The organism is Spirosoma arcticum (assembly GCF_054779955.1).
In genome coordinates, this window is sequence record NZ_BAAGXG010000004.1 from 71955 (window position 1) to 97529 (window position 25575).

Annotated in this window: 23 protein-coding genes and 1 tRNA gene; 11 read left to right on the forward strand and 13 right to left on the reverse strand. The window is 54.1% G+C overall.

The features are described 5' to 3' along the window. Position 1: 1 nt before the first annotated feature. Positions 2–400, forward strand: a complete 399-nt coding sequence (locus ACYVHB_RS10195) for a DoxX family protein (RefSeq protein WP_461051615.1) — start codon at positions 2–4, stop codon at positions 398–400. A gap of 66 nt (positions 401–466) precedes the next feature. Here ACYVHB_RS10195 and ACYVHB_RS10200 read toward each other — a convergent pair whose 3' ends face one another. From ACYVHB_RS10200 to ACYVHB_RS10210, 3 genes are all read right to left on the reverse strand, one after another. Next, on the reverse strand, positions 467–1183 hold the full coding sequence (locus ACYVHB_RS10200) for an SDR family NAD(P)-dependent oxidoreductase (protein ID WP_461051616.1): 717 nt from the start codon (positions 1181–1183) through the stop codon (positions 467–469). A 15-nt stretch (positions 1184–1198) separates the two neighbouring features. Then, a complete protein-coding gene (locus ACYVHB_RS10205; RefSeq protein WP_461051617.1) occupies positions 1199–2092 on the reverse strand; it encodes an NmrA family NAD(P)-binding protein in 894 nt (297 codons plus the stop codon). A 112-nt stretch (positions 2093–2204) separates the two neighbouring features. Beyond that, positions 2205–3137: a helix-turn-helix domain-containing protein gene (locus tag ACYVHB_RS10210; RefSeq protein WP_461051618.1), complete on the reverse strand. Its 933-nt coding sequence runs from the start codon at positions 3135–3137 to the stop codon at positions 2205–2207. A gap of 379 nt (positions 3138–3516) precedes the next feature. Between ACYVHB_RS10210 and ACYVHB_RS10215 the strand changes: the two genes are divergently transcribed. Continuing rightward, entirely contained in the window at positions 3517–4446 is a 930-nt protein-coding gene (locus ACYVHB_RS10215; RefSeq protein ID WP_461051619.1) for a helix-turn-helix domain-containing protein, read from the forward strand. A 389-nt stretch (positions 4447–4835) separates the two neighbouring features. Next, positions 4836–5726, forward strand: coding sequence for a helix-turn-helix domain-containing protein (locus ACYVHB_RS10220; RefSeq protein WP_461051620.1), 891 nt, complete (start codon positions 4836–4838; stop codon positions 5724–5726). Positions 5727–5888: 162 nt separating this feature from the next. On the opposite strand, the gene ACYVHB_RS10225 is transcribed toward ACYVHB_RS10220, so the two are convergent. The 4 genes from ACYVHB_RS10225 to ACYVHB_RS10240 form a co-directional block, all read right to left on the reverse strand. Next, complete coding sequence (locus ACYVHB_RS10225; RefSeq protein ID WP_461051621.1) at positions 5889–6806, reverse strand: SDR family NAD(P)-dependent oxidoreductase; 918 nt, start codon at positions 6804–6806, stop codon at positions 5889–5891. Positions 6807–6912: 106 nt separating this feature from the next. Continuing rightward, entirely contained in the window at positions 6913–7662 is a 750-nt protein-coding gene (locus ACYVHB_RS10230; protein WP_461051622.1) for an SDR family oxidoreductase, read from the reverse strand. Positions 7663–7690: 28 nt separating this feature from the next. After that, a complete protein-coding gene (locus ACYVHB_RS10235; protein WP_461051623.1) occupies positions 7691–8521 on the reverse strand; it encodes an SDR family oxidoreductase in 831 nt (276 codons plus the stop codon). A gap of 40 nt (positions 8522–8561) precedes the next feature. Continuing rightward, a complete protein-coding gene (locus tag ACYVHB_RS10240; protein WP_461051624.1) occupies positions 8562–8849 on the reverse strand; it encodes a putative quinol monooxygenase in 288 nt (95 codons plus the stop codon). 350 nt (positions 8850–9199) lie between these two features. On the opposite strand from ACYVHB_RS10240, the gene ACYVHB_RS10245 reads away from it, so the two are divergent. The 6 genes from ACYVHB_RS10245 (at position 9200) to ACYVHB_RS10270 (ending at position 12553) form a co-directional block, all read left to right on the forward strand. Further along, positions 9200–9490 (forward strand): helix-turn-helix domain-containing protein, encoded by a 291-nt coding sequence (locus tag ACYVHB_RS10245; RefSeq protein WP_461051625.1) that lies wholly within the window; start codon positions 9200–9202, stop codon positions 9488–9490. A 71-nt stretch (positions 9491–9561) separates the two neighbouring features. After that, positions 9562–10302 carry an SDR family oxidoreductase gene (locus ACYVHB_RS10250; RefSeq protein ID WP_461051626.1) on the forward strand — a complete coding sequence of 247 codons (741 nt, stop codon included), beginning with the start codon at positions 9562–9564 and terminating at the stop codon, positions 10300–10302. A 46-nt stretch (positions 10303–10348) separates the two neighbouring features. Continuing rightward, entirely contained in the window at positions 10349–11101 is a 753-nt protein-coding gene (locus ACYVHB_RS10255; protein WP_461051627.1) for an SDR family oxidoreductase, read from the forward strand. Positions 11102–11299: 198 nt separating this feature from the next. Next, complete coding sequence (locus ACYVHB_RS10260; RefSeq protein WP_461051628.1) at positions 11300–11533, forward strand: transposase; 234 nt, start codon at positions 11300–11302, stop codon at positions 11531–11533. A 232-nt stretch (positions 11534–11765) separates the two neighbouring features. After that, a complete protein-coding gene (locus ACYVHB_RS10265; protein ID WP_461051629.1) occupies positions 11766–12083 on the forward strand; it encodes an IS3 family transposase in 318 nt (105 codons plus the stop codon). Between the two features lie 146 nt (positions 12084–12229). After that, positions 12230–12553, forward strand: a complete 324-nt coding sequence (locus ACYVHB_RS10270) for a hypothetical protein (RefSeq protein ID WP_461051630.1) — start codon at positions 12230–12232, stop codon at positions 12551–12553. Positions 12554–13073: 520 nt separating this feature from the next. On the opposite strand, the gene ACYVHB_RS10275 is transcribed toward ACYVHB_RS10270, so the two are convergent. The 6 genes from ACYVHB_RS10275 to ubiE all read right to left on the reverse strand — a co-directional run bounded on the left by ACYVHB_RS10275 (position 13074) and on the right by ubiE (position 22779). Continuing rightward, positions 13074–13148, reverse strand: a tRNA-Val gene (locus tag ACYVHB_RS10275). Between the two features lie 131 nt (positions 13149–13279). Further along, positions 13280–16300, reverse strand: coding sequence for an amidohydrolase family protein (locus ACYVHB_RS10280; RefSeq protein WP_461051631.1), 3021 nt, complete (start codon positions 16298–16300; stop codon positions 13280–13282). 14 nt (positions 16301–16314) lie between these two features. Next, positions 16315–17766: a SusD/RagB family nutrient-binding outer membrane lipoprotein gene (locus ACYVHB_RS10285; protein ID WP_461051632.1), complete on the reverse strand. Its 1452-nt coding sequence runs from the start codon at positions 17764–17766 to the stop codon at positions 16315–16317. A 20-nt stretch (positions 17767–17786) separates the two neighbouring features. Continuing rightward, the gene (locus ACYVHB_RS10290; protein WP_461051633.1) at positions 17787–21029 is read right to left on the reverse strand and encodes a SusC/RagA family TonB-linked outer membrane protein; all 3243 of its coding nucleotides are present in this window, start codon (positions 21027–21029) and stop codon (positions 17787–17789) included. A 332-nt stretch (positions 21030–21361) separates the two neighbouring features. Then, positions 21362–22099, reverse strand: a complete 738-nt coding sequence (gene porT, locus ACYVHB_RS10295; RefSeq protein WP_461051634.1) for a type IX secretion/gliding motility protein PorT/SprT — start codon at positions 22097–22099, stop codon at positions 21362–21364. Then, a complete protein-coding gene (gene ubiE, locus ACYVHB_RS10300; protein WP_461051635.1) occupies positions 22042–22779 on the reverse strand; it encodes a bifunctional demethylmenaquinone methyltransferase/2-methoxy-6-polyprenyl-1,4-benzoquinol methylase UbiE in 738 nt (245 codons plus the stop codon). The genes porT and ubiE overlap by 58 nt, the downstream gene beginning before the upstream one ends. 206 nt (positions 22780–22985) lie before the next feature. Between ubiE and ACYVHB_RS10305 the strand changes: the two genes are divergently transcribed. After that, positions 22986–24173: a dipeptidase gene (locus ACYVHB_RS10305; RefSeq protein ID WP_461051636.1), complete on the forward strand. Its 1188-nt coding sequence runs from the start codon at positions 22986–22988 to the stop codon at positions 24171–24173. A 93-nt stretch (positions 24174–24266) separates the two neighbouring features. After that, positions 24267–25574 (forward strand): Gfo/Idh/MocA family protein, encoded by a 1308-nt coding sequence (locus tag ACYVHB_RS10310; protein WP_461051637.1) that lies wholly within the window; start codon positions 24267–24269, stop codon positions 25572–25574. The last annotated feature ends 1 nt before the right edge of the window (position 25575 follow it).

Consider the following 25575-nt stretch of genomic DNA (forward strand, 5'->3'; position numbering starts at 1 on the left):
TATGAAAACTTCCGTCAATCGCATGCTCATGCTTGTGTTCACGGCTCTGGCAGCCGGTATGGTCATTCTCAGCGGCATCGGCAAGCTGACCGGGCAGCCCCCGGTTGTTGAGACGCTAACGAACATGGGCGTGGCCGCCTATCTTATCCCACTGGGTCTGCTGGAAATTGGGTTTACGCTGCTGTACCTGTTACCCGCCACCCGTAAAATCGGCTTTCTGCTGCTGACGGCCTACTTTTCGGGGGCGTTGGCCACGGAACTCTCGCACGGCTCGGCATTGGTGGCAGCAGTGTTTTTGGTGGTGATTTGGATCTCGGCTTTCCTGAGAGACCGATCCATCTTTCTAACCGCCGAATCAGTCGAAAAAACACGGCAGGTTGAATTGCGCGGTGTTAAGTAGATGCCTTAAAACGCCCCGCTTATCTGCCGGATTTATGCGGCAGATAAGCGGGGCTAAAACCAAATCCTACCAGGGTACTTCGCCCTGCTCGGCCAGGAATTTCCCGCTTGTTCCGTCGGCCAGCACAACGTCCACGATCACTTTGGCCCCCTGCTCCACCGATTTAGTGCCCTGATGCTGGTTAAAGTCGGTGGCCGTGTAGCCCGGCGTTACGCTGTTGATCCTGAATTTCGTTTCCTTGAATTCATTGGACAACATCACCGTGAAGGCGTTGAGGATGGTTTTAGACGAACCATACACCGGAAAATTAGCCCAATTCGGGTTCCGATCCGGGCTGGTGTGCATGGTCAGCGAACCAACTTCGCTGGAGATGTTAATGATGACCGGCTGATCGGCGTTCCTTAACAGACCGAGGCATTGCTGAGTGGTTTGTATCGGGCCGAGGTAGTTGGTTTCCAGTACCTTGCGTATCTCATTGACATCGACCGTCGAGATAGTCTGAGGCTGCTCGCCGGTGACACCCGCATTGTTAATCAACACATCCAACACCTTAATTTTTGATTCCAGCGTAGCCACCGCCTGCTTGATCGACTCAATGCTGGAGACATCTATTTCCAGCAGTTCCACCGTAGTCAGGCCCGCTTCAGTTAGCTCGTTTACCGCCTTCAGCCCCTTTTCCTTATCGCGGCTGCCCACGTACACGTAGTACCCGGCCTGCGCTAATTGCCGGGCCGTTTCCAGCCCAATTCCTTTGTTGGCACCCGTTATCAGTACGTTTTTCATGGTTTCCAGTTGGTTTTAAGCGGTGTACAGGGCGGCAAATCCCCGCGCAAAATCGGCCAACTTAACCGTACCCATCCGGGCGGGGCGGTGTTGGTAATAATCGTAGGCGTAGCTGCCGTTGTGCATACTGGCATTCATCTCGACCAGCCCTTTGGCGGCTCCGGTGGGCATCCCAACGGTTTCTAAGCGGCTCTGCATCTGCTCGTCGGGAATCACGGTCCAGGTCAGGTCGGGCTGGCCGATGGCGTTGCCCAACAGGCCCGCGATGGTGTCGCAGGTGGCTTCGTCGCTGGCAACGTACCGGATATCCCGGCCCTCGGAGGGCGTTTCGAGAGCTTCGGCAACGGCCCCGGCAATATCGACCGGCGACGACCAGGGTACGTTATCGGAACCACCGTAATTGGCCGAAATGCCGCCCTGCTTTTTGATGCCCGGTATGAAGCTGGTTAAGTTGACGTAAAAGGCACCCGGCCGGAGGTGGGTCAGCGATATATCCGGCAGTTCGCCCAGAATGTTCTCGACGACGTGATGCCCAATCAGCAGCCCCGACCCCGAACCCAGGTGCGCCCCCACGCTGCTGAGGTGAACCACCCGCCGAACGTCCGCCTGCCGGATCGCGTCGGCATACGCGGTGCCGACCTGCCGGTAGTACGTCACGGGGTCAATGTTTGCCTTAAAATAGGCGTCGGGGGGGACCAAACAGAACACCGCATCAGCCCCGCTGAATGTATCGGTCAGGAATTGAACGTCTTCAACGGTACCGATGGCGGCTGTTGCCCCCAAAGCCCCGATGGCGGCTTGTTTGTCGGGACTGCTGCTAATGACCGTGACCGCGTGGCCCCTGCTTATTAAATCTTCGGTTAGTGGCTTCCCGATGTTGCCCAGTGACCCGGTGATGACGATGTTCATATGTGTTGCTTTTCGTCGTTGAGTGGCACGAAAGCACAAAGGTCAGCCGCAAACCGCGCTGAGTAAGCACAAGAATCATCGCATTAAGGGCAAAATGGTAAGGTACAGACCGCTAAGCCGAGGGCTGATGCCGACGGCAGGCTATCGGCGACTGCCCCGTGTACTTCCTGAAGTACGTACTGAAGTGCGTTGATTCGATAAAGCCCAGCCGGTAAGCGATTTCTTTGATCGACAGCGGAGTGTTTTTCAGCATCGACTTGGCTTCCCCAATCGTCTTTTCGATGATCCAGGTGCTGACTGATTTGCCGGTTTTGCTTTTGATGACGGTGCTGAGGTAATTGGGATGCAGGTGTTGAGCCTCGGCGCAGTCCTGAACGCGCAAGGCTTTGGGGTTTTTTACGTCCGGTTGGTTTAACTCCCGAAAATGTTGTTCGAGACACCGCTTGAATTCCCGGACGATCTGCGAACTGCGGTTGCCCTCGTAGATGGGGTTGTAGTCCTGCCAGAAATAATCTTCGATTTTCAGCAGCACAACCCGGAACAGACTACCGATGATCTTGTACCGATGGGGTGAATTCGACGTGTAGGCAGCGAGAAGTTGCCCGCAAAGCTGATCAAACTCGGCAAACACGCTGGGTTCCAATGCTTTGTTGACCACCGTTTCGGCCAGCAGAAACGCAAACTCGTCGTAGATACGAGCGTGGACGTTTTCTTTAAGAAACGCTTCGCTCAGCGATACCAGATAGACTGTCTCGATTTGTTGCCAGCCAAAGGATTTGATATGGCCCGGATTGGTGAAATAGATGGTACCCGGCAGTACCTCAAACGGCTGCTCCTCGATCATGAAGTGACCAACCGCATCTTTGACGAAGACGAAGGTGAAATAATTGGCCCGAAAAACCGGCGATTGACTCGGAAGCTCCACGTGAACGCTCTGCATTGTATGAATGTCAAATTCGCTCTGCTGATCGATCTGATCAGTGGGCAGGCCCAGAAACGAGTACGTATCGGTTATGCGTTTGAAACTTGGGATGTTGTCAGGCATAGATCATTGCTGAATAAGGTAGCGCGTATCGGGGCGAACAAGGCGGATAGTCGTGTCACCTTTCGCTCGCCAAACAATAGGCAGATGACCGCACCGGTAGCCCGGCCAGAACTGGAATCTCCGGCTCGATAACCTTCACAAGGTCGGTTCTCAGAGGATCTATCAGAAAAAAGTGTCCCCGGCCAAAGATCGGCTACAACGTCAGAAACCGTCGGAAGGCCTTTAGGAAGGAGATACCGTCATTTCAGCGTTCCGGGCGGCTCTGGTCCAACCCCTTTAAAACAAAAACAGATTAATAATGATATAATAAAATTGGTGTCTGAACCACAATCCAATAGTTTCACCACTGCGTTTGACGAAATACCTAAACCCAATATTCATGACTGAACCAGCCGACATTCCGGTTTTTAATCACATTCAGGACCTGTACCAATTCCTCGAACTACCCACCGATCAGATTAATCAGCAGAGTGAATTTGACATTCACAACCTTAGCGGGGTGCATACGGTGTTGCCTTTCGAGTCGCCGGTCTTCCGGGCCAATTACTTTACGTTCGTTTTCGTCGAAAATGCAGCCGGTTGGTACACGACCGGTGAGCAACGTTTCGATTCCGGGCCCGGCACAATTTACTTCACCAATCCGGGCCATTATAAATCCTTCGCCTGGGATCAACTTGACGAGGTGTACTTAGTGACGCTGAGCGAAGCATTCCTTAAAGAAAATGTCCACGCCGACATCTTCGAGGATTTTTCCTTTCTGCTGGCCGAGACGGTTCCGCCAAAAGTGCTGGACCCGGCCTTGTTTGCTGAATTTGATCAACTTTGTCAGCAACTCCTTACTGAGTACGCCAAACGCTGTCCGCAGCGAAACCGGATTATCGGTGCTTTATTAGTGGTTATGTTGCTAAAAATAAAGACTTATTTCTGGCAGGACTACAACCCCATCTACGAGGGCAACCGCAGTTCGCAAATCGTCCGGGAATTCAAGCGGTGTCTCGAACAACATTTTCGGGAGTTAAATCAACCGGACGTAAAAAACCCCAAAGCCTTGCGCGTTCAGGACTGCGCCGAGGCTCAACACCTGCATCCCAATTACCTCAGCACCGTCATCAAAACCAAAACCGGCAAATCAGTCAGTACGTGGATCACCGAAAAGACGGTTATTGAAGCCAAGTCGATGCTGAAAAACACGGCGCTGTCGGTCAAAGAAATCGCTTACCGGCTGGGCTTTATTGAAGCGACTCACTTCAGCAATTATTTCAGAAAGCACACGGGCGTCTCGCCGGTGTTGTATCGGAGACAGCCGTAAGTGGTTGACCATCTTCGCCATTTGTCCGAAATCCTTTATAATTTGTACGTCGTCAGCCGGTTCCGTGCCGACCTTTGTGTTGTTATTAACACCTCCACTACTGGTTCGCACCAGCACCAAACGGCTCAGCCTGCTACGTTATTCTTGTCTATCATCAGCCGACTTCAATCCGTAGCATACGCGTAGTGTCAACTGTTTTCAGCCAACTATTTACTGCCAAGGCGGGCATAAAGTTGATTGACCCTGCCAGTATGCATCTTTAGGTCCGATTTTTTAGACGAATACTATGCCAATGAGTTATAACCTTGCTTTTGATACGCTTGATCGGAGCCTGTTTCGTACCCGGTCTGATTCCCGACGCTTAAATCAGTCTGTAATGGCTGTTCCGAATGGAAAAAGTAGAAACGCTTGATTCGTTCTATGAGGACAAATTGCACCAACGGATGCAGGATTTGAGTCAGGAAAAAGCCGACTTTAATCTGTTCCGATTCGATGACTGTGGGGATTCGCCGATTGTGTACCGGCGACGGGACTATTTTAAGGTCACCTACATAACCGGCGACTTCCTGATTCATTACGGCGACATGACGCTCAACGTGAGCGGGCCAACCTTAGCATTCTTCCATCCGGGCATTCCCTACTCGATTGAATCGCTGGGCAACACGGCGACCGGCTACTTCTTCATCTTTAAAGAGGCTTACTTTAACGCGTTTTATCGGGCCGGGATCAACAGTCTGCCCCTGTTTACTACGGGCCACAAACCCGTTTATAGTCTCGATCCGGCTCAGGATGCGGTGGTTGGTGCGTTAATCGGACGGATGAAAGAAGAGCTGGCATCAGACTACGCCTATAAACACGATCTGATCCGAAGCTACCTCGTCGAACTGGTACACACGGCGGCCCGGCTACAGGCGGTTCAGACGCCCTACCCGCACGTGGATGCCAATGCCCGGATAACGATGGTATTTCGCGAGTTGCTGGATCAACAGTTTCCCATCGAATCCACCGACCAGCGGTTCGAACTACGGTCAGCGCGTGACTATGCCGACCGCTTAGGCGTTCACGTCAATCACCTCAACCGGGCGTTGAAGCTGACAACCGGCAAAACGACGACCGAACATATTTTTGACCGGTTAGCTGGCGAAGCGCAGGCCCTGCTAAAACACACGCAGTGGAACGTGTCCCAGATTGGCTACACGCTTGGTTTTGACGATACGGCCCACTTCAATCATTTTTTCAAGAAGCAGACTCATCAGCAGCCCTCGTACTTCAGGCCATAATCGAAGCAGGTAACATGCCACTAAGTAATTGACAGCCTTGATGCCGTGGCTCACTCAACTCGCCGAACCACAAACGAGCCGACCCTATTATACCGGGTCGGCTCGTTTGTGGTTCGTCCACAAGTAAATAGCCTAACGCGTCAGAGGGTTGCCCTCGGCGGGTCAATCGAGAAAGCCCGCCGATACGTCCACGTTCGAGCCATGCAGGGCACTGGCCTCGTCCGAAGCAAGAAACATCACCACGCGGGCCATCTCCTCCGCCGTCTCGCCACGGCCCATCGGCGTTTTCGTCAACGACGCTTCATACGTGCCCTCAGCACCCCCTACCTTGTGTAGTTCGCGCAGCATGGGCGTGTCTACCAGGCCGGGCGCAATGGAGGTGATGCGGATGTTGTCTTTGGCGTATTCCACCGCTCCCGCGCGCGTCAGGCCCAGTACCGCATGTTTGCTGGTGATGTAGGGACTGATATTGGGGTACGCCTTGAAACCGCCCATTGAACAAGTGTTGATGATGGCACCACCGCCCTGGGCGAGCATCTGCATAATCTCGTGCTTCATACCGAAGAAAACCCCGGCTACGTTCGTGTCCATCACGTCGCGGTACGTCGTCTCGCTCATCTCATGCATACGGGCTTTTTCCGGTCTGGCAACGCCCGCATTGTTGAAGGCGATGTCTATCCGACTATGCGCGGCCACGCAGGCGGCCACGAACGCCTTGACCTGTGCTTCGTCGCGAACATCACTTTGATGGTAAGTCGCGTTGCCGCCAGCCGCGCGGATTTCCCGCTCGACCTTGCGGCCCAGTTTCTCGCGACGCCCGTTGAAAAACACCTTGGCACCCTCACGCGCGAATGCCCGTGCGGTGCCTTCACCGATCCCCGAAGTGGCCCCGGTGATGAGCACGACCTTACCCGCGAAACGACCGGTGCCGGGCGCGGTCCGATTGGATGGGTTCGCCATGGCAGCCGGGGCTACCAGAACTGCCGCGCCCGCGAGCGCGGTGGTGAGCAGGGTGCGCCGGGTAACATTGGCATCCGCAGCGGTACCGTCGGGCAATTCGTTGTTTATGGAAGAATTCATGTTGAGTTTCAGTTGCTTACTGTATTGACTAAGAAAGACAAAATAATGTGGGGGGCTCACGGCTGTGACGCAGGCGAATAAGGGGCGCACGTCTACCGTCAATAGCTTACTCCGTTATGGCGTTGCCGACGCGCATGGCCTCTTCAGGGGACTTGAGAAAGGTGGCGTACAAATCCGCCGTAAGGCCGATGTGCATTTCAAACTCGTCCTGCGCCAGGCCCTCCATCATGTGGGCCGCTGCCTCAGCGGGTGGCATCTTATTGCCGGTTTTTATTGCCTTGGCAAACGGGGTATCGACCAGTGGCATCATCAGCTCGAACACCTTAATCGAAGACTTTTTCTGCACCAGCATCTGCCGTAAGCTCAAAACCAGCGAATGCAGCGCGGCTTTGGTGGCACTGTACGTCGGATGATTTAAGTCGGGCACCAGTGCCACTGCGGACGTCGTCAGAATCATCGCGGCCTCTGGCTTATCAGCCAGTAACGATTCAAACTCCTGCGTCAGGTAAACCGCCGAATGGTAGTTGGTGGTCATCTCCGCTTTGCCGTGTTCGAACGCATTCTCGGGGCCGAGCAGCGCGTAGTTTGTCGCTATGCCCGCATTTAACAGGATGACATTCAGGTCCTTGAACTCGTGTTTGACCCGCAGTACCAAGCTTTGCAGTGCTTGCTCATCGGCTATGTCACAGGCAATCGGGAAGGCGTTTTTTAGGTGGGCGGCTTCTTCGGTAAGCCGCTCTTCGTTGCGGGCCACCATAATAACAGTGTTACCCGCCTGGCTCAGGAGTTTAGCCATCTCCAATCCCATGCCGGTGCCTGCGCCCGTAACCAAAACTGTATTTCCAGTGGTTTTCATCGTTTTTTCGTTCTATGGGTGAATTCTGTTAAGCCTCAACAGGCTGGGCATCGAGCTTATACCGACTTGTCATGTAGTCCATGTACTCCTGATCGCTACTTGACTGTTTGACCCCAATGACCAACTCGGCATCCTCGCCCGCGATGTACCGAAGCTGATTCGTACCGTCAGTAGCGGCAGCGTAAATGGCGTCGACGGTCACCTCCGTCTTTACGGGTGGGGCCAGTTCGCCAATGTTCTTGAGGAACGCGGTCATAAAATCATCATACACGGTGATCGCCGGATTGGCCGTGAAGGTGGCCGAGCCGCTGAAACCGGTGTCGACATTCCCCGGTTCAATGAGTTTCACAATGATGTTGAGGGGAGCCAACTCGAACGAAACCGACTCCGAGAAGCCCTCAATGGCGAACTTGGACGCGTGGTAAAGACTGATCGCCGGAAACGTAATCCGTCCGCCCTGCGAAGAGATATTGATAATAGTGCCGCCGTTGTTGGCACGGAAATGCGGCAGGATGGCTTGAATCGTGTCCATCACCCCAAATACGTTCACGTCGAACTGCGTGCGAATCTGTTCGCGGGTGGCCAGTTCAAAGATGCCGTACATACCCAGGCCGGCATTGTTGACCAGCGTGTCAATTCTGCCGAACCGCTCAATACCCGCGTCGATGGCCTGCTGAATGCTGGCGGTATCCTGTACGTCGAGCTTAGTCACCAGCACGTTATCGAGTTGAGTCAACTCGGTTTCTTTTTCGGGCGAGCGCATCGTGGCTACGACGTTCCAATCTTCGGCGGCAAATTTTTGGGCCGCCATCTTTCCAATTCCACTGGACGTTCCGGTGATCAAAATGGTCTTTTTCATAACGTATCGCATGTTTGTTTGCTGTTTGGTGATTAATTAGTCAGAGTTCGGTCAGTGTGACGGAGGTAATTGGCTCAGCCAGAAACTCAACAGCCTGACCCAAATAGCCATTGGCTTCGAGCTGCTGAAGGTGCTCATCAACGTCAGATTGGTTCGCCCAGCCTTCCTTAACGTAAAAAACGGTTGGGTCTTCGGTGGTGCGGAACAGTTCGTACTGCACATACCCCTGTTCCAGGGGCGCTTGCTCTTTCAACTCCAGCAGCATCGTGTGGAGTCTCTCCGATGCATCGGCATCTTTTGCTTTGAATGAAGACAGAATGGTAATCATGAGAGGTTGAGTAATTTATTTGGTTGAGAAAAATCGGGAAACGGGCCGCAACGACCATTTGTTGAGTTGTTTCTGCTCCGTCATAAATCATTGACCGTAACCGCTCCACAAAGGTATCGTGCTCACAAGCCGGAGACTTGTTGCTTTCACACGGATGCTTGTCTGATTCAAATAACCCGGTATTTTTCCGTTAATTTTTACGGGCTACAATTTTCAGGCAACTGGTAAGCAATAGCCGGTTACCAGTCTACGAAGGCAACCGCAGTTCTCAGATTGTCAGAGAATTCAAACGGTGCCTCGAACAACATTTTCGGGATCTAAGCCAGCCGGACGTCAAAAACCCCAGGGCATTGCGCGTTCAGGACTGCACCAACGTCCGGCACCTGCACCCCAACTACCTCAGCAGCGTCATCAAAACCAAAACCTGCAAATCAATCAGTGGATGGATCACCGAAAAGACGGTTATTGAAGCCAAAGCGATGCTGCAAAACTCGTCGCTGCCGGTGAAGGAGATTGCCTACCGGCTGGGTTTTGGTGAGCCGACGCACTTCAGCAACTATTTCAAGAAGCACACGGGCGTCTCGCCGGTGCTGTACCGGAAAAAGCGGCAAATCGTTGACTGTCTTCGTTATATATCGTAGATTCTGTGATTTTTGTACGTTGTCGGTAAGCCCCCTGCCGACCTTTGTGTTGTCATTAACTCAACGACAACATGAACAACTTACAGCAAAAAGTAGTCCTCGTCACCGGCGCGTCCAAAGGGATCGGAGCCGCCGTTGCCCAACAGTTGGCCGGGGCCGGAGCCAGCGTCGTAGTGAATTATGCCGGTAGTCAGCAAGCCGCCCAAGACGTCGTCAGCAGCATCCGGCAGGCGGGTGGTCAGGCCACTGCGATTCAGGCCGACGTAAGCCGGACCGACGACGTAAAACGACTCTTCGATCAGACCATTGCCGAGTATGGCCGCATCGATGTGCTGGTCAACAACGCGGGCATCATGATTACCAAGCCCATTAAAGACACGACCGACGAAGACTTCACCCGCCAGTTCGACACCAACGTGCGGGGCGTTTTCAACACCCTGCGCGAAGCCGCCACCCGGCTGGCCGACAAAGGCAGCATCATCAACTTTTCTTCCTCGGTCGACCGGCTCATGCTGCCCACTTACGGGACCTACGTGGCCACCAAAGCCGCTGTGGAGCAACTGACGCGGGTGTTCGCTAAAGAGATCGGGGAGCGCGGTATTCGCGTCAACTCCATCTCGCCCGGCCCGACCAACACCGAGTTATTCACGAAGGGAAAGCCTCAGGAAGTGATCGACCGGCTGGCGGGTATGTCGGCTTTCAACCGGCTTGGTGAGCCGGAAGATATTGCCCGGTTGGTGCTGTTTTTAGCCAGCGACGAGTCCAACTGGATCACCGCCCAGAACATCGGCGTCAACGGCGGTATGGCGTAACGGTGTCAGTTAATCAAGTCAACATCTCAAAAAATACACTCTCGTTATGAACATATTAGCGAATAAAGTTGCCCTTGTCACCGGCTCATCGCGCGGGCTGGGCCAAGCCATTGCCGAGCGGTATGCCGCCCTCGGAGCCAGCGTCGTCGTCAACTACACCAAAGGCAAGGAGGCCGCCGATCAGGTGGTCAGCACGATTACCGCGATGGGGGCCAAGGCAATCGCCGTACAGGCCGACGTGAGTAAGGTAGCCGACGTGGAGCGGCTCTTTGCCGAAGCCAAAACGGCCTTCGGCAAAATCGACATCGTGGTGGCCAACGCCGGCATCGAACTGGTGGAAACACCCGCCACGGATTTTACGGAGGAGCAGTTTGACCGCTTGTTTTCGATCAACGCCAAAGGATCTTACTTCACCCTGCAACAGGCCGCCCGGCACGTGGCAGACAACGGTCGGATCATCTACATTGCCTCCAGTACCACGTCGTTTCCGGTGCCGGGGATGTCTGTTTACGGGGGCAGCAAGATGGCCCCCAGGTACGTTGTCGATGTGTTGAGCAAAGAAATCGGGCATCGTGGGGTAACGGTCAACACCATCATCCCCTTCGCCGTTGACCGGGCCGGGATCTTCGAGGACCCCGACAGCCACCCCGATCTGCGGAAACAGTTGCTCGACAGTTGTCCCATGCACCGGCTGGCCGAGGTCGAAGACGTGGCCAATGTAGCCGAGTTTTTTGCCAGTGATCTGTCGTCCTTCGTATCGGGGCAGCACCTGCTGGTCAACGGCGGGGCCACCAATTAAGAACAGTGTCTATCGGTTAGTCGCGCAATTTACCGTCTGTGGCTCCGCTTGTGGGCCCGGATGGTGAAGCGTGCGATTAACCGATAGACACTGTTTGTCTAATCGTCAACCCGTTTAAACCAGTGTTGAGTTGTCTTAACCCCCTGAATGGCTGGACAAACTTGTCAAAACAGTTTAGTCCTTTTACATTCAGAGATCATGAGCAAAATCAGACGTAGTTTCACTCCCGAAGACCGCTATTCCATTCTCCAGGAAGCAATCCGTGATGGTCACGCCGAGACGTGTCGCAAGTACAAGCTGTCCCCTTCATTGTTGCGAAAGTGGCGCTTGAAATATTTAAGCAAAGGTAAAGAAGGCCTCAAGGACTCCTATTCACGCGTCGATCCCCAACTGCGAGCACTCGAACCGGGCCGCCGGAGGGGAGGAAAATGAACGCCTAAAACGGATTCTGGCAAAACAGGCTTTAGAACTGGAGATCAAGAGCGAACTGCTAAAAAAAACTCCTATTCAATCCAGGAGAAGCTAGCCCTTATGAAACAGTCGCTTCGGCGATCCGATCGAAGCACGCGCCAATCGCACCCTGTTATGCCGGTGGCTTGGTCTACCACGGAGCGTGTATTATTACCAACCCCAATCAGGCAGGCTTGGGGCACGGCCCAGCCAAGTGACCACGAAGCTGGATGGATCGTGGGTCGACAATCAACAGGTAGTAATGAGTATCTGGCAACTACTGAACGTTGAATTCAATGCCCTTGGCTACGAATACATCACGTATGAGTTGAAAAAAGAGTACCTCATCAATAAGAAAAAAGTGTACCGGCTCATGCAGGAGCATAATTTACTCTTAGGCAAGATGATACAACCGATGACGGGCAAGCGGGAGTTTGTTAAATTCAAACGGATTGAAGCCACTAAGCCCTTGGAATATCTGTGCTGGGATATCAAATACGTTTGGCCGGGCCGCCGGTGCGGTTCAGGGTGAACGGCGGAATTACTATCTGTTGAGCGTCATTGATGTTTATATCGGACCGCCGAAGCGGCCGCAAAATCCTGGACTGGCTGTTCCAGGGTAGTATTCGTCAAATGGACTTAATCAACCTACTCCGGCGAGTAAACCAAAGTCATGAATTGAAAGGCGTCATTTTGCGAAATGATAACGGTAGCCAATTCATTGCCCATTCGGTGCGTAACTTTTTGAAAAGCTCAGAGGTCAAGCAGGAGTTCACTCACGTAGCCACACCCGAGGAGAACTTCTACATTGAAGCATTCCACAGCATTCTAGAGCACGACATCATTGAACGCAATGAATTTGCCAGCTATTATGAATCGGACGGCCGAAGCCGCGAAAGAAATGTTAAAGCGTTATTTTTCCCATTACAACTATTGTCGACTTCACCGTTCCATTGGGTTTGTCACACCCCAGCAAAAATGGGAAGAAGCACAGGTAGTTGACGACACAACCGTTTCAGAAAATCTGTCCAACTAATCGGGGGCTAAGACATCTCGGGTAGGACGGGTTGAGATCGGATTAGGTTGGGTATTATTCTGCTTACACTGGCTGAGAGACAAGACTAATACCAGCCAGATACCAACTTTAAGTACTGTACTCATTAAGATCAAAAATTGAGGACATTACTAACCACTGAAGCAACCAGACAACTTGTGTTAGTAAAAGTGTTAGTTAAGCAACCTAAATAAAAAATAAGCAGCTTATCACGTTAGATAAGCTGCTTATTTGCAACATGTTATGGATGAGCGGGAAATGGGGTTCGAACCCACGGCCTGCAGCTTGAGAAGATTCACTACCTTTTCTAAGCTTTTGGGTTTTTGCCAAATCAAATTGATAAATCATTCTTAACCATTACAGATTGACAAATTTACTCAAAGCATTAATTCTGTTTTTGTACACCAAAATGTACACCAACAAAAAACACTTACAGTATTTAGTCTGTAAGTGCTTGATTATCAATCGTGGGAGTTGAGGGGTTCGAACCCCCGACCCTCTGCTTGTAAGGCAGATGCTCTGAACCAGCTGAGCTAAACTCCCTTTGTTCTTATCCGGCTTGCCGCCGTTTGGGAGTGCAAATATAGTAGGACAAGGACCTTTTTTGCAATTTTTGGCCGAAAAAAATCAAAAAAATGGGTTGGACGAGCAGTCAATGGATAGTTTCGTGAGAGTTAGGGCTGTTTCAGTAGGGTGTCGATGGTCAGTACGTCGCCGTTACGGATGACCTGCTCCACGTTCAGCGCGTCGCGGATATTGGTGAGCGGGTCGCCGTTAACAATGACGAGGTCGGCGAGTTTGCCCGGCTCCACCGAGCCTAAATCGCTGCTCACGCCCACCGTTTCGGCGGCCCAGATCGTAGCGGAGCGCAGGGCTTCGTACGGCGTCAGGCCCGCGTCCACGAACGATTGCAACTCCGTATGCAGGCTTAATCCGTAGGGAACAAACGGGCTGTCGGTGCCAGTGGTAACGTGTGCCCCGGCCACAATCAACGCCTTGACACCTTTTTGCAGATTACCAAAGTTGGTCAGATAGCCGGGGTTGATTTTGGCGACCTGAGCGGCCCCTGCCTGGAGTGCGTTGCTGTAGTCCTCCGAGTAGAACGCTTTGTACTGCCGGTTCTCGTAGAAGTTCGGGTCTTTGCTGGCCATCGCAAAAAAACCGCCCTGCAACGAAGCCGTTGGCGTGATGTTCATGCCCGACTTGGCCAGCAGTTGGATCACGTCCTGATAACTCCGGTTCATTGCCGTGATCTTGGGAGAATACCCCCGCCGACTCGTGCCGCCAATGTGCTCCACGGCATCCACGTCGTATCGCATGGCTGGAAAAATCTCGTGCGAGGATACCGGAATGCCGTGCGCGTGGGCAAACGTCGTGATGCGCTGCTGCATAGCGTCGGGCATTCGGACGTAGGTTTTGACGAGGTCGTAGCCTAATTGGACAGCGCGGTTTAGTTCACGGTCGAGCTGCTCGTCGGAGTTGATGCTGGTGGCGGCTCCGTAGTAAATTCGGGTCCCGTCGGTCAGGCCACCCGTGAAAAATTGCCGGGGACCGGGACGGACGCCACTCGCCCATGATTCTTTGCGTTCGAGGGCGTCATATGGGTCAGCACCGGGTTCGCGTACCGACGTAATACCGTACGACAGCCATAGTCGACCGATCTTTTCGCCAACCATCGAGTGTTGATGGGTGTGCATCTCAAACAGGCCAGGCATCACGGTCTTCGTCGACGCATCGATTAATGTGCCCGCCCGGCCGGCCCGGTGCGGCTCAATGGCCCGAATCCGGTTGTTGTCCACCAGGATATCCACATTCTGACGATACGCGCCCGATTTGCCGTCGAACAACTTCCCCGCGTGAATGACCATCGACCGGTTTGGCTGATTAATCTGCCAGTTTAACGTCATCGGAATTGTTTCGATGCGTTTGTCGGCCAGATACACCTGCTTCAGCGTGTTCGTCGCCAAGAATAGCAGACTTTTGGAGTCGCCGGTCCAAGTGGGGGCTTCGGCCTGTTCGGTGGTTAGTTGGCGAGGTGTGCCGGTGGGCGTTCCATCGGCTGATACATCAGTTGTCCAGAGCAGTCCGTCGAGAACGTACGCCATTTTGCTACCGTCGGGTGACCAGACGGGACCATTTTTGCTGCGGGTGCCGAGGCTGTGAGCGGGGGCGGGCGATACGTAGCGGTCGTTTTTACCGTCGAGCGAAATCAGCAGCACTTCGCTGACACCTTCCCGGTAGCGCGATGAATACGGGTGCAGCGCCGAGACGGCAATCGTGCGTCCGTCGGCTGACCAACTGGCCTGACTTGGAACGAACAGCGCTTCATGAATTTTTGTCGTTTTGGGCACGGTAACGTCCGCCGTGTAGGTGACGTCGGCGGTGTAAAGCGTACTGCGTCCCCAGGCATTGCGCGGGTCGCCCTGGTAAAAGGCAACTTTGCTGCCGTCAGGTGACCAGGTTGGGAAGTTGAGGTCTTCGGGCATATCAGCTAAGAGCTTGTCCTGACCCGTTTTGAGGTCACGAATCCAGACGTCCATATTGCCGTTGCGATCCGATACGTACGCCAGTTTCGTGCCATCGGGCGACCATGTTGGTTCAACGTCCATCGCTGAACCGTTCGTCAATGGTTTTGGAATTTTCTCGCCCTTCGTCAGTAGGTACAAATCGCCGAGGGCGGCAAACGCAATCTGTTTGCCATTAGGCGAAATGGCGGGGCCTTTGATACCCAGCACGGGTTGTAGTTTGGTGCTGTTGAAATCATAGGTCTTGCGTTTGTATGTGGATCGTGGCAAGGCAATTGCCGCCTGAAACGGAATCGTCTGCGCGGGTGTGCTGCCAAGTTTGCGCCGTTTTAGCAGACCATCAGCCGTGTACAAGTATTCGTCGGGCGAGAGCCAGCTTACCCGGAATGGGAAGACGTCTTCAGCGGCTTCGGTCAGGACCTGCGTCTTTCCATCCGCCACGACAGCCGTTTCCAGTCCACTCTGCGATTTCGTCAGGGTGTTGTAGAACAGACGTGACCCATCCGGTTGCCAGGCTGGTGCTGCCAGTTTTGCTTTCGTCGAGGAGACAATTTCTTCCGGGTTGCCTGGCATAATCGTATAGATACCCGGCGCGTCGGTCCGGTCGGAGACGAAAGCGACCTGCTTCCCATCGGGCGAGAACGCCGGGTTGAAATCGTTGCCGGAGTCGGTAGTAAGCTGAGTCAGTTTGCCATCAACTAATGTCAGTTGCCAGATGTCGTAGTTGCCGCCCCGGTCTGATGCGAACACAATGCGTTTGCCATCGGGCGACCAGTGCGGTTCGCGGTCGTCGTAGATGCCGGTGGTGAGCTGACGGGGTTTGCCACCCTCTTTGGGCACGGTCCACAGGTGATAGCGACCGTCCCAGAACGCATGAAACGCAATCAGGTTACCATCGGGCGACCAGGCAGGCTGGCGGCAGTCGCCGAGGGCATCGGTCACGGGCCTTGCCCCGCCCCCGCTCACGGGCACCACCCAGATGGTGCCCTGCAAATCCAGCGCAATCAGCTTCTTATCGGGTGATAAGTCCGCAGCCATGTTAGTGCCTTCCGTAACGGTAACGCGGATGGAGTCGGCAGCACCGGCCCGGACCGACGTGGGTTGCGTTGCCTGCATCAGTCCCACCAGGTAGTAGGCGACGGTAAGAATAGAAAAGGTTTTGTTTTTCATGGTTCGGGTCGTTGCTATTTGTTCACCGGTGTTGGGACAAAAATGCCCGGTACAGTTTTTGGGGCGCTGCTATTCGAGAACAGTTCGGCTTCGCTGTAGATCAGCCGCTCCGGTAGCTGGGTGCCCGCGTTGGGCGTGAGTTTCACGCTAACGGCTTCCTTGCGAGTCCGGCGCAGGTCAATGAAGCCGAGTTTCTGTCCAAAGAAGGTGACGTACCGCTCCTGCAAAATCTCCCGCAGCAAAGCCAGCTCCGGCGTGATTTTGTCGCGGTTGAGCAAACCACCGGCGGCAAAATCGTCAGTAACGTAGGGGTCGTATTTGAACGTCAGGGCGGCCGTGCGATAGGTTGGGTCAATGTAGCCGCCGGTGCTCATGTACTTCCGAAAGGCGTTCAACTTCTCCAGCCCAATGGCAAACCCCGCCGACCGCGCTCCAGCTTCGGCGGCCGTTAGTAGGTTCTCTTCGTAGCTGACGAGCGGGAACGGGGCTGTCTGAGCAAACACACCTTTCTGCGTAGCGGTGCTGCTGGTATTCGGGATGATGGGAATCGCACCCGACGCGTTACGAGTTAGGAAATAGTAGTTGAACCGGGCCGTTTCGTCAGTTTTGGCATTGCCCCGATACGTAACGGTTGCCGTTGGGTCGAGGAGTTTGGTAATGGCCGTGCCGACCGCCGTCAGATCGCCGACCCGGCCTCGGGCGATGAACGCGTACATCAAATTCTCATTGGCGTTTAGCGTGCTGCCGTGCGGAGCTACCCACGAGTTGGCTGCTGACACAATGCCCTTCTGCGTGGCTGCGTACGCTAAATCATACTGCCGGGTTTCCTGATAAAAACGCGCTTTTAGCGTATAGGCAGCCGCTAACCACTTGGCCGACGCCCCACTGAAATGAATATCGGCCGCGCCGGGCGAGGTGCCAATACCCGATTCGAGGTCTTTGATGGCTCCGTCGAGTAACGTTTGCAAACCGGCGTAAACATCGGCCTGAGCGTCGAATTTAGGGTTGGGAAACTGAGTGATGTCACCCGCTTCTGAAAATGGTACGTCGCCCCAGCAGGCGGTGGCGGTGCCAACGGCATTAGCCTGCACGATCTTGGTGATGCCCATCACTAATCGGTTGTTGATCGGCTCCGATTTCGCAACAACCAACTTGGTCTGCTGCACGACTCCGTAAAAGACGTTCTCCCAAATCTGGTCGAACGACGACCCGGTGACATTGTAATTGTAAATGTCTTTGTACTGCCGGTCGGAGCCGGTGAAATAGCCCGCCCACATCCCCACAACGCGGGCCGTGTGCCCTTCCTGCACCGTCATATTGGCCAGTTGAGTGCCCGTCAAAATCAGGTTAGCGGAGGCATTGGTCGGGTTATTCGGGTCGACATTGAGGTTTTGCACCATCGACTCGCAGGCGGTCAGTGCCAACGCCAGCCCAAGTATGGAAAAGAGGTTGTATCGTGTTTTCATGGGTGTATCGCTGGAGTGGTTCAGTAATTGATTTTCACTGTGAACAGCAGTGACCGCGTGTTGGGCGTGTTGAAGTAATCGAAGCCGCGCCCGGTGAAAGTACCAGTTAGGTTGGTGTCGGGGTCGATGCCGTTGACTTTCGTCCATAGGATCAGGTTGCGGCCCGACACGGCGAAATCGACCGATTGCAGCTTCGTTTTCTGCCGAAACACGGGGGAATCCAAGTGGTAACTCAGGCTGGCCTGCCGCAGCCGGGTCCAGCTTCCGTCTTCGATAAACTGCTCTTTCAGCGAACCAAACCCGCCACCAAGCGAGGTGTAATACGCTTCATTGAGCAGCACCAGTCCGGCGCCAAAGTCCTGAATGTTGCCCCGCACCGTGGAACCCGCCGAAATGACTTTGCCAGCGTACGTTTTCAGATCCTGCGTCAGCGTCACCTCGTTGCCCGTGTCGGCGTGGGTGCCAAAGGAGTACATCACGCTGCGCGAACCGGCGTAGAAATCAGCTCCCTGCGACGTCTCGAACAGCATTTCTAAACTCAGCTTTTTGTACGAAAATGTACTGCCCACGCTGCCTGTCCAGTCTGGGTTGGGGTTGCCGATGACTCCACTGACGGGTGCGGCCGTGGGAAAACCGTTGGCGTCCAACTTACGTGTACCATCATCATTGAGAGCGTATTTGCTCGACCAGAAAACGCCGATGGGTTGACCCTCTACGGCCCGTACGTCCATAAAATTCTCGATGCCCGTCAGTAGCACCGACTGCGTACCGGCCAGATTCAGTACTTTGTTGCGGTTGCGGCTGAAAATGGCGTTGGCCGTCCACTTAACCGCCCCGCGCCGAAGCACGTCGAAACTTAGGTCGGCTTCGACGCCTTTGTTCTGCATCCGGGCCGCGTTGGTATATTTAGCCGCGAAACCCGTCGATGCCGCCAGCGTAACGCCCACCAGCATGTCGTTGATTTTATTCTTGTAGTAGGTAAATCCGACCCGTAGCCGGTTGCTTAGCAGCCGCAGGTCGGTGCCAATTTCATATTCGGTTTTGCGTTCGGGCCGCAGATACTCGTCGCCCTGCTCGCGATTTTGAATATATGAACCGCTGCCGTACTGAGCACTGTTGAGGTTATCGCCCCAGGGCGAGTTGGTGTAAACTGCCGAAATGTAGCGGGTGTTGGTCCGGTAGGGCAGGGGCTGCACCCCCACCACGCCGTACGATGCCCGCAGCTTGCCGAAGGTCAACAGGTCCGTATTTTGGAAAATGGGCAGTTTGGTGAACTGCCAGGCTATATCGGCGGAGGGGTAATAAAAAGTCTGTTCTGATTTTTCGCCGAAAGTCGATGACGACTCGGCGGCCAGCGATGCAGTCAGGAACACAGCGTCGTAGGCTGCGAGGGTGCCTGTTGTGTAGGCCCGCGTCGTGCGGATGTGCGACCGGGCGTTGACCGGGTTCTTGTTCAGCGCACTGGCATTGCTAAAACTCGGCCCGGCGTCCGGCACCAGAAAACCCGTTATCGTAGCGCCCAGGTTCAAATACTGCCGGTCGTTAATGTTCGCACCCAGTACGTAAGACAGATTAAAATTAGTCCCGAAGTTTTTGACCACGCGCCCAAACAGATCACCGTTTAGTTCGGTCTCTTTGGTCAGTTGTTCCTGAAACTGCCCGTCGCCCGCACCGGTAATGTCGTTGACGGGGAAGGCGTTTAACTTCTGGTCGGTGTAGGTGTCCATGCCGACGCGCCCTGTCAGGTCGAACCACTCGACTGGCTTCAGGCCTAACTCCGCACTGGCAATGAACCGGTTGACCTTCGTGCTGTTTTCCTGGTCGTATAAAGCCCAGAGCGCGTTGTTATTGGCGGGATTTTTCACCGCGCCGAGGTAGCTGCGGTAGCCGCGCTGCCGGTTCAGTTCGGGCGAGGCCGTGGGTGAGACATAATAGCTGCCCTTGTAATCCGAAATGTCAAAATCAGCCGGGTTGCGCAGTAAACCGACCATTGCCCCGGCCAAGTTATTACCCCGCTGAATCCGGTTGGCGTCGCTGTGGATGTAGTTGATGTTGGTCGCGATGCGAGCGATTTTATTGAATCTGCGCTCGGTGTTGAGCCGGACCGTTGTGCGGTTGTACGTACTGTTGCCCCGCTGAATACCCGTTTGCCGAAGGTCGCCAACGCTGAAAAAATACGTCGATTTAGCGTCGCCCCCGCTCAGGCTTATGGCGTTGTCCCAGGTGTAGCCCGTGCGGAACACCAGATTGTAATTCGACTGATTATACACGTCCCGCGAATTTTTCTTGATGATGGGATAGTACTTGGTACCGTCCTGAGCCTCAAAATACTGTCCGGTTGTGTTGACCTCGTCGGCACTGCCCGACCGGTCGGCGATCCGGTCGCCCCAACTGTTGGTGGCGGTTGGGCTGTAGATTCCGTTGGCTCCCTGCCCGAATGCGCCCTGCACCGGGTGGAACGCGTTGATCTGATCGGAGGAGAACGACGAACTGAACGAAATGCTCATTTTGTCGCTCTCGGCACCCTTTTTGGTTGTAATCAGGATAACGCCGTTGGCTGCCCGCGATCCCCACAGCGCAGCGGCTGAGGCACCTTTCAGCACCTGCACCGAGGCCACGTCGTTCGGGTTGAGGTCGTTCAGGCGCGACTGCGGCACCACGCCCCCGTTAGTGCCTCCTTCGGTGGTATTGTTCATCGGGATACCGTCGATGATGACCAGCGGCTGGTTGTTGCCCGTGATCGTGTTTTGACCCCGAATCTGGATAAACGCACTGGCCCCCGGATCGCCCGACGACCGGGCAATTTGCACCCCGGAGGCTTTCCCCGCCAGACCGTTAATCAGCCCTGACTCGCCCGATCGGGTAATGGCTGCCGCGTTGACTTTGGAACTGGTAGACCCTACTTTGTCGGCTTCTTCTTTAATTCCCAGCACCGACACGACGACTTCGCTCAGTGCCAGGGCGTCACGGGGCAGCACCATGTCGACCGTCGTTTGCGATGGGCCAACCGCAAGCTCCTGCGTTTTGAAGCCGATGAATGAGAACACCAGCGTCGTTGGCGCGTTGGTCGGCACTGATAAGGAATACGTGCCATCGGCATTCGTGCTACTCCCGGTTGTGGTGCCTTTGATAACGACGTTGGCTCCAGGCACGGCGGTGGCATCCTCGCCCGACGTGACGCGTCCTTTTAAGGTTCGCATCTGAGCCATTACCTGACTCATATAACAAGTCGAAAAAAGAAGAATGAGTACTACGTGTTTCATAGGAGTATGGGCATTACGTAAAATGAAATAAACTACTACACCGAGACATAGAACTACCTTACCAATCAATAAAAACCAATATACAATTATGAGGTTATATGGCTATTTATAAAAATTTAATATTGAATAATGTGAAATAATCAAAATATTATTTTTTAATAATAAATTTTTATAAAATTAGTTATAGAGTTCATTTATGAAACGCTGGTTACCTGTACTGCTTGAGAATAGAATAGTACACGGGCAACCGTAATCGTTAGAATATATAGTTGTGTAAAAAAAAGCGGGTCATAACATCCGTTATGACCCGCTACGCTGCTGAGGTTGATTTTTTACTCGAAATTCAGATATAACGTCACCGTGTGTGTTGTTAGCCGGTTAATTCCCAGACCAGCCACGTTTGACGTTGGGCGGTAAAGATTGACGAGACCATGCGAAAACCGTAGTTCGGGCGCAAACTTAAAAAACTCGAAAAACTGCTCAAAGCCAACACCATATTCGACAGTAAAATCTCGGGTGTCGGTGCTGAGCCGACTCGTGCCGACGTTTTCCTTCCGGCGCACGTTCGTTTCAACGCTAAATGCACCCCCCGCCAGCAGATACATGCGCGAGTTGTTGCGTCGTTCGGACTTGTATTTTAATAGCAGGGGAAAATCGAGCCAGGTGGATTCGCGTATTTCGGTTCTCGACGTACCGCCCGGATAATCGTACTTCACCTCACGGCTGAAGAGGGATACGGCGGGTGTCAGCCGCAGGTCGAAGCGGTCGTTGAGGTACGCATTTATGACGAAACCAACCCGAAAACTGCCTTTGTTGGGTGAGTAAATTCGGTAGGCCGAATCCGACTTCACGAACGCCGGACTGTAGCCAACGCTGAAACGCGTGACGGGAACGGCAAAGAAAAAACCATAGTGAATGGCCTTGTCGTCGTAGCGTTCGAGGTGCTTCACTACGTACTTATAATTGCTCTGCGCTACGCTCTGAACGTGCAGCAACAGAAACAAACCGGCGGTTAGTACCGCTTTTGGCCAATGTAAATCGACGCGACGCCGAAGGTGAGCGGTATCCATTTGGTGTTGGTGAATCCGGCCGTTTCGTAGATGCGCAGGAAGTCGAGACCGTCGGGAAACGCCTGCACGGACTCGGGCAGGTACGTATAGGCCGACGCGTCTTTGCTCACCACGCGCCCAATGAGCGGTAGGATGGATCGGGAGTAAAAACCGTACAGTTGTTTGAACGGAAACTGACGCGGGTTCGAGAACTCCAGCACCACGCACGTACCACCGGGGCGCGTTACGCGGTGCATGTCGGTTAAGCCCTTGAGCAGATTCTCGAAGTTGCGCACACCAAATGCAACGATGACGGCGTCGAAATCATTGTCTGGCAGAGGTAAACCTTCCGAATCGCCCGACCGCATGTCGATGATCTTGTCGACCCCCCGCTTCTTCATTTTCTCGCGCCCTACCGATAGCATTCCTTCCGAAATGTCCATACCAACGATCTTTTCGGGCTTCAGCACCAGGGCTTCGAGCGCGAAATCGCCCGTGCCGGTGGCAATGTCCAGAATACGTTTGGGGGGAGTAGTGGCAGCGTTACGCAATTCGCGGATGGCTCGTTTGCGCCAAAGAATGTCGATGCCGCCACTCAGCACATGATTGAGCAGGTCATACTTCGGCGAAATGCTGTCGAACATTTCGGCAACCTGCTCCCGCTTGGAAGTGTCTTTTTCTTTATAAGGTACGACGGCCATTCTAATGAGCGAATTGGTGAATAAGTGAAAGGGCGAATAAAGTAGCATTGAATATTCGCTAATTCACTCCGATTCGGCGTTCCGATTCACTCATTAAGAAAACCGGACGTTGATTCGGAAAGTTTCGCCGAGAGGAATTGCCTGTTGCGTTCGAAAGCGCGGTTGCGTAGCTTACCGTCCGAATACAATCTAAACTATAAACGAATATGACCCGCTCATTCCTCCCTTTCTTCCCCTTCTTTCCGTTTCTTCCCCTGTTGCTATCTCCCCCCGACGTGCATCAGGTTCATCAGCGGATTCTGACGCTCGATACCCACGCCGACGCGCCGATTATGATGCAGAAGGCCGGTTTCGACGTGGGTACAGCCCATGATACCAAACGCGATGGCTCACAGATCGACTTTCCAAGAATGAAGGCTGGCAACATGGATGCCATGTTTTTCGCCGTGTACACCTCTCAGGGACCCCGCACTCCTGAAGGTCATGCCGAGGCCAAACGCAACGCGCTGAACCAGTTCGATTTAATTCACCAGGCGCTCAAGAAATACCCGAACTTGGCCGAACTCGCTACCACGCCCGCTGACGCGTACCGGATTGAGAAAGCGGGGAAGCGGGCGGTGTTTATCGGGATGGAAAACGGCTATCCGGTAGGCGAAGATTTGTCGCTGCTCAAAACGTATTATGACCTGGGTTGCCGCTATATCACGCTGACGCACTTCGCCAATAACCTCATCGGCGATTCATCGACCGATCCCGACGGCCCACTTTATGGTGGCCTGAGTGAATTTGGCAAGAAAGTCGTGCCCGAGATGAACCGGCTGGGTATTCTGATCGATGTATCGCACGTGGCCGACAAGACGTTCTACGATGCGTTGGCCCTGTCGAAGGCACCCGTCATTGCGTCGCACTCCAACGCCCGCGCCCTCTGTGATTTCCCACGCAACATGACCGACGACATGATCCGGGCCATTGCCAAAAATGGGGGCGTGGTGCAGGTCAATTTCGTGAGTGACTACTTGAAAAAACCGTCGCCCGCTTTTCAGGTAGCTAAAACCAAGTTCAGAATGGCCCGCGTGGGTCGGGTGCTGACACCGGAGCAAGAGGCCGATCTTAAAGTGAAAAGCGATTCGTTGGGCAGAGCCTTCGCGTCGGAACGGGCCAGCCTGAGCGATATTGCCGACCACATCGATCACATCGTTAAGCTGACCAGTATTGACCACGTCGGTATCGGTTCTGACTTCGACGGGGGCGGGGGCGTCAACGGGCTGGAAGACGTGAGTCAGATCGAGAACCTGACCGGCGAATTGCTGCGCCGGGGCTACTCCGAGAAAGACATTGCCAAAATCTGGGGCGGTAATCTGCTGCGGGTGCTGGGGCAGGCGAAGGTGAAGTAAGGAGTGCTCAACATGAGCAACTAAGCAAGATGCTAAATCGGTAAAGAAAGTAGTATCTGGACTTTTGCCTTCTAACGACCGCTTTCTTTGCTTATGAACCGTTCCGATTTTCTGAAAACGTCCGTATTGGCCGGAACCGCCCTCATCACCGATCCGCTCGAAGCCCGCGCGTTCATTACCCGGCAACCGGCCCAGAAATACCGCACTGCTCTGGTTGGGTCGGGGTGGTGGGGTACGAATATTTTGCGCTGTGCGGTGCAGGCTGGCCAATCGAAGGTTGTTGCGCTCTGCGATGTCGATACCCGCCAGCTCAAAACCGCCAGCGATGAGGTGGCTAAACTTACGTCGGACAAACCCAAACTGTATCGGGACTACCGCGAGATGCTGGCGGTCGAGAAGCCCGAAATCGTTATCGTGGCCACCCCCGACCATTGGCACCCGCTCGTTGCCATTGCTGCCATGCAGGCGGGGGCGCACGTGTACGTCGAGAAACCCATCAGCCACACCATCAACGAAGGCAAAGCAATGGTGAAGACGGCCCGGCAAACGGGCAAGGTATGTCAGGTTGGGACGCACCGGCGCGTATCGCCCCACAACGTATCGGGCATGGAGTTTCTGAAGTCGGGGAAAGCCGGTAAAATTGGCATGGCGCGGGCGTTCGTGAACTACGGCGGTGGGGCGGGTAAACCCACCCCCAACGCCGAGCCACCGAAGGAACTGGATTGGAACATGTGGTGTGGTCCGGCTCCGCTGCGGGCGTATAACCCGACCATGCACCCGAGAGGATTTCGCGGCTACTTAGACTTTGCCAACGGAACCCTCGGCGACTGGGGTATTCACTGGCTGGACCAAATTCTGTGGTGGACGGAGGAAAAACACCCGCGCAAAGTTTTCTCAACAGGCGGCCGGGCCATCCGGGAGGATAGCACCGACGCCCCCGATCATCAGGTGGCAAGCTTTGAGTTTGACGGGTTCACCGCCGTGTGGGAACATCGGCAGTTTGCGGGCAATAACGCCGAAAAGACGCATCCCCAACAGGCCGTGGGCGTTTATTTTTACGGTACCGAGGGTACATTCCACATGGGCTGGCTCGACGGCTGGACGTTTTACCCGGCCGACTCCAAGAAGCCCGTCATTCACCAGGACGCCCAACTCAATAAGCCTGACGATCAGAATATTGCGCAACTGTGGGCCAACTTCGTAGACTGTATCAAGACCAAAAAAACGCCCATCAGCGATATCGAAATTGGTCAGCGTTCAACCAACATGGCGTTGCTGGGCATGTTGTCGATGAAACTCGGCCGGAGCGTCGAATGGGACGGCAATCAGATTCCCAACGACCCGGAGGCCAACAAACTCCTGAGCCGCGCCTACCGGGGCGAATGGCAGTATCCGGTGTAAG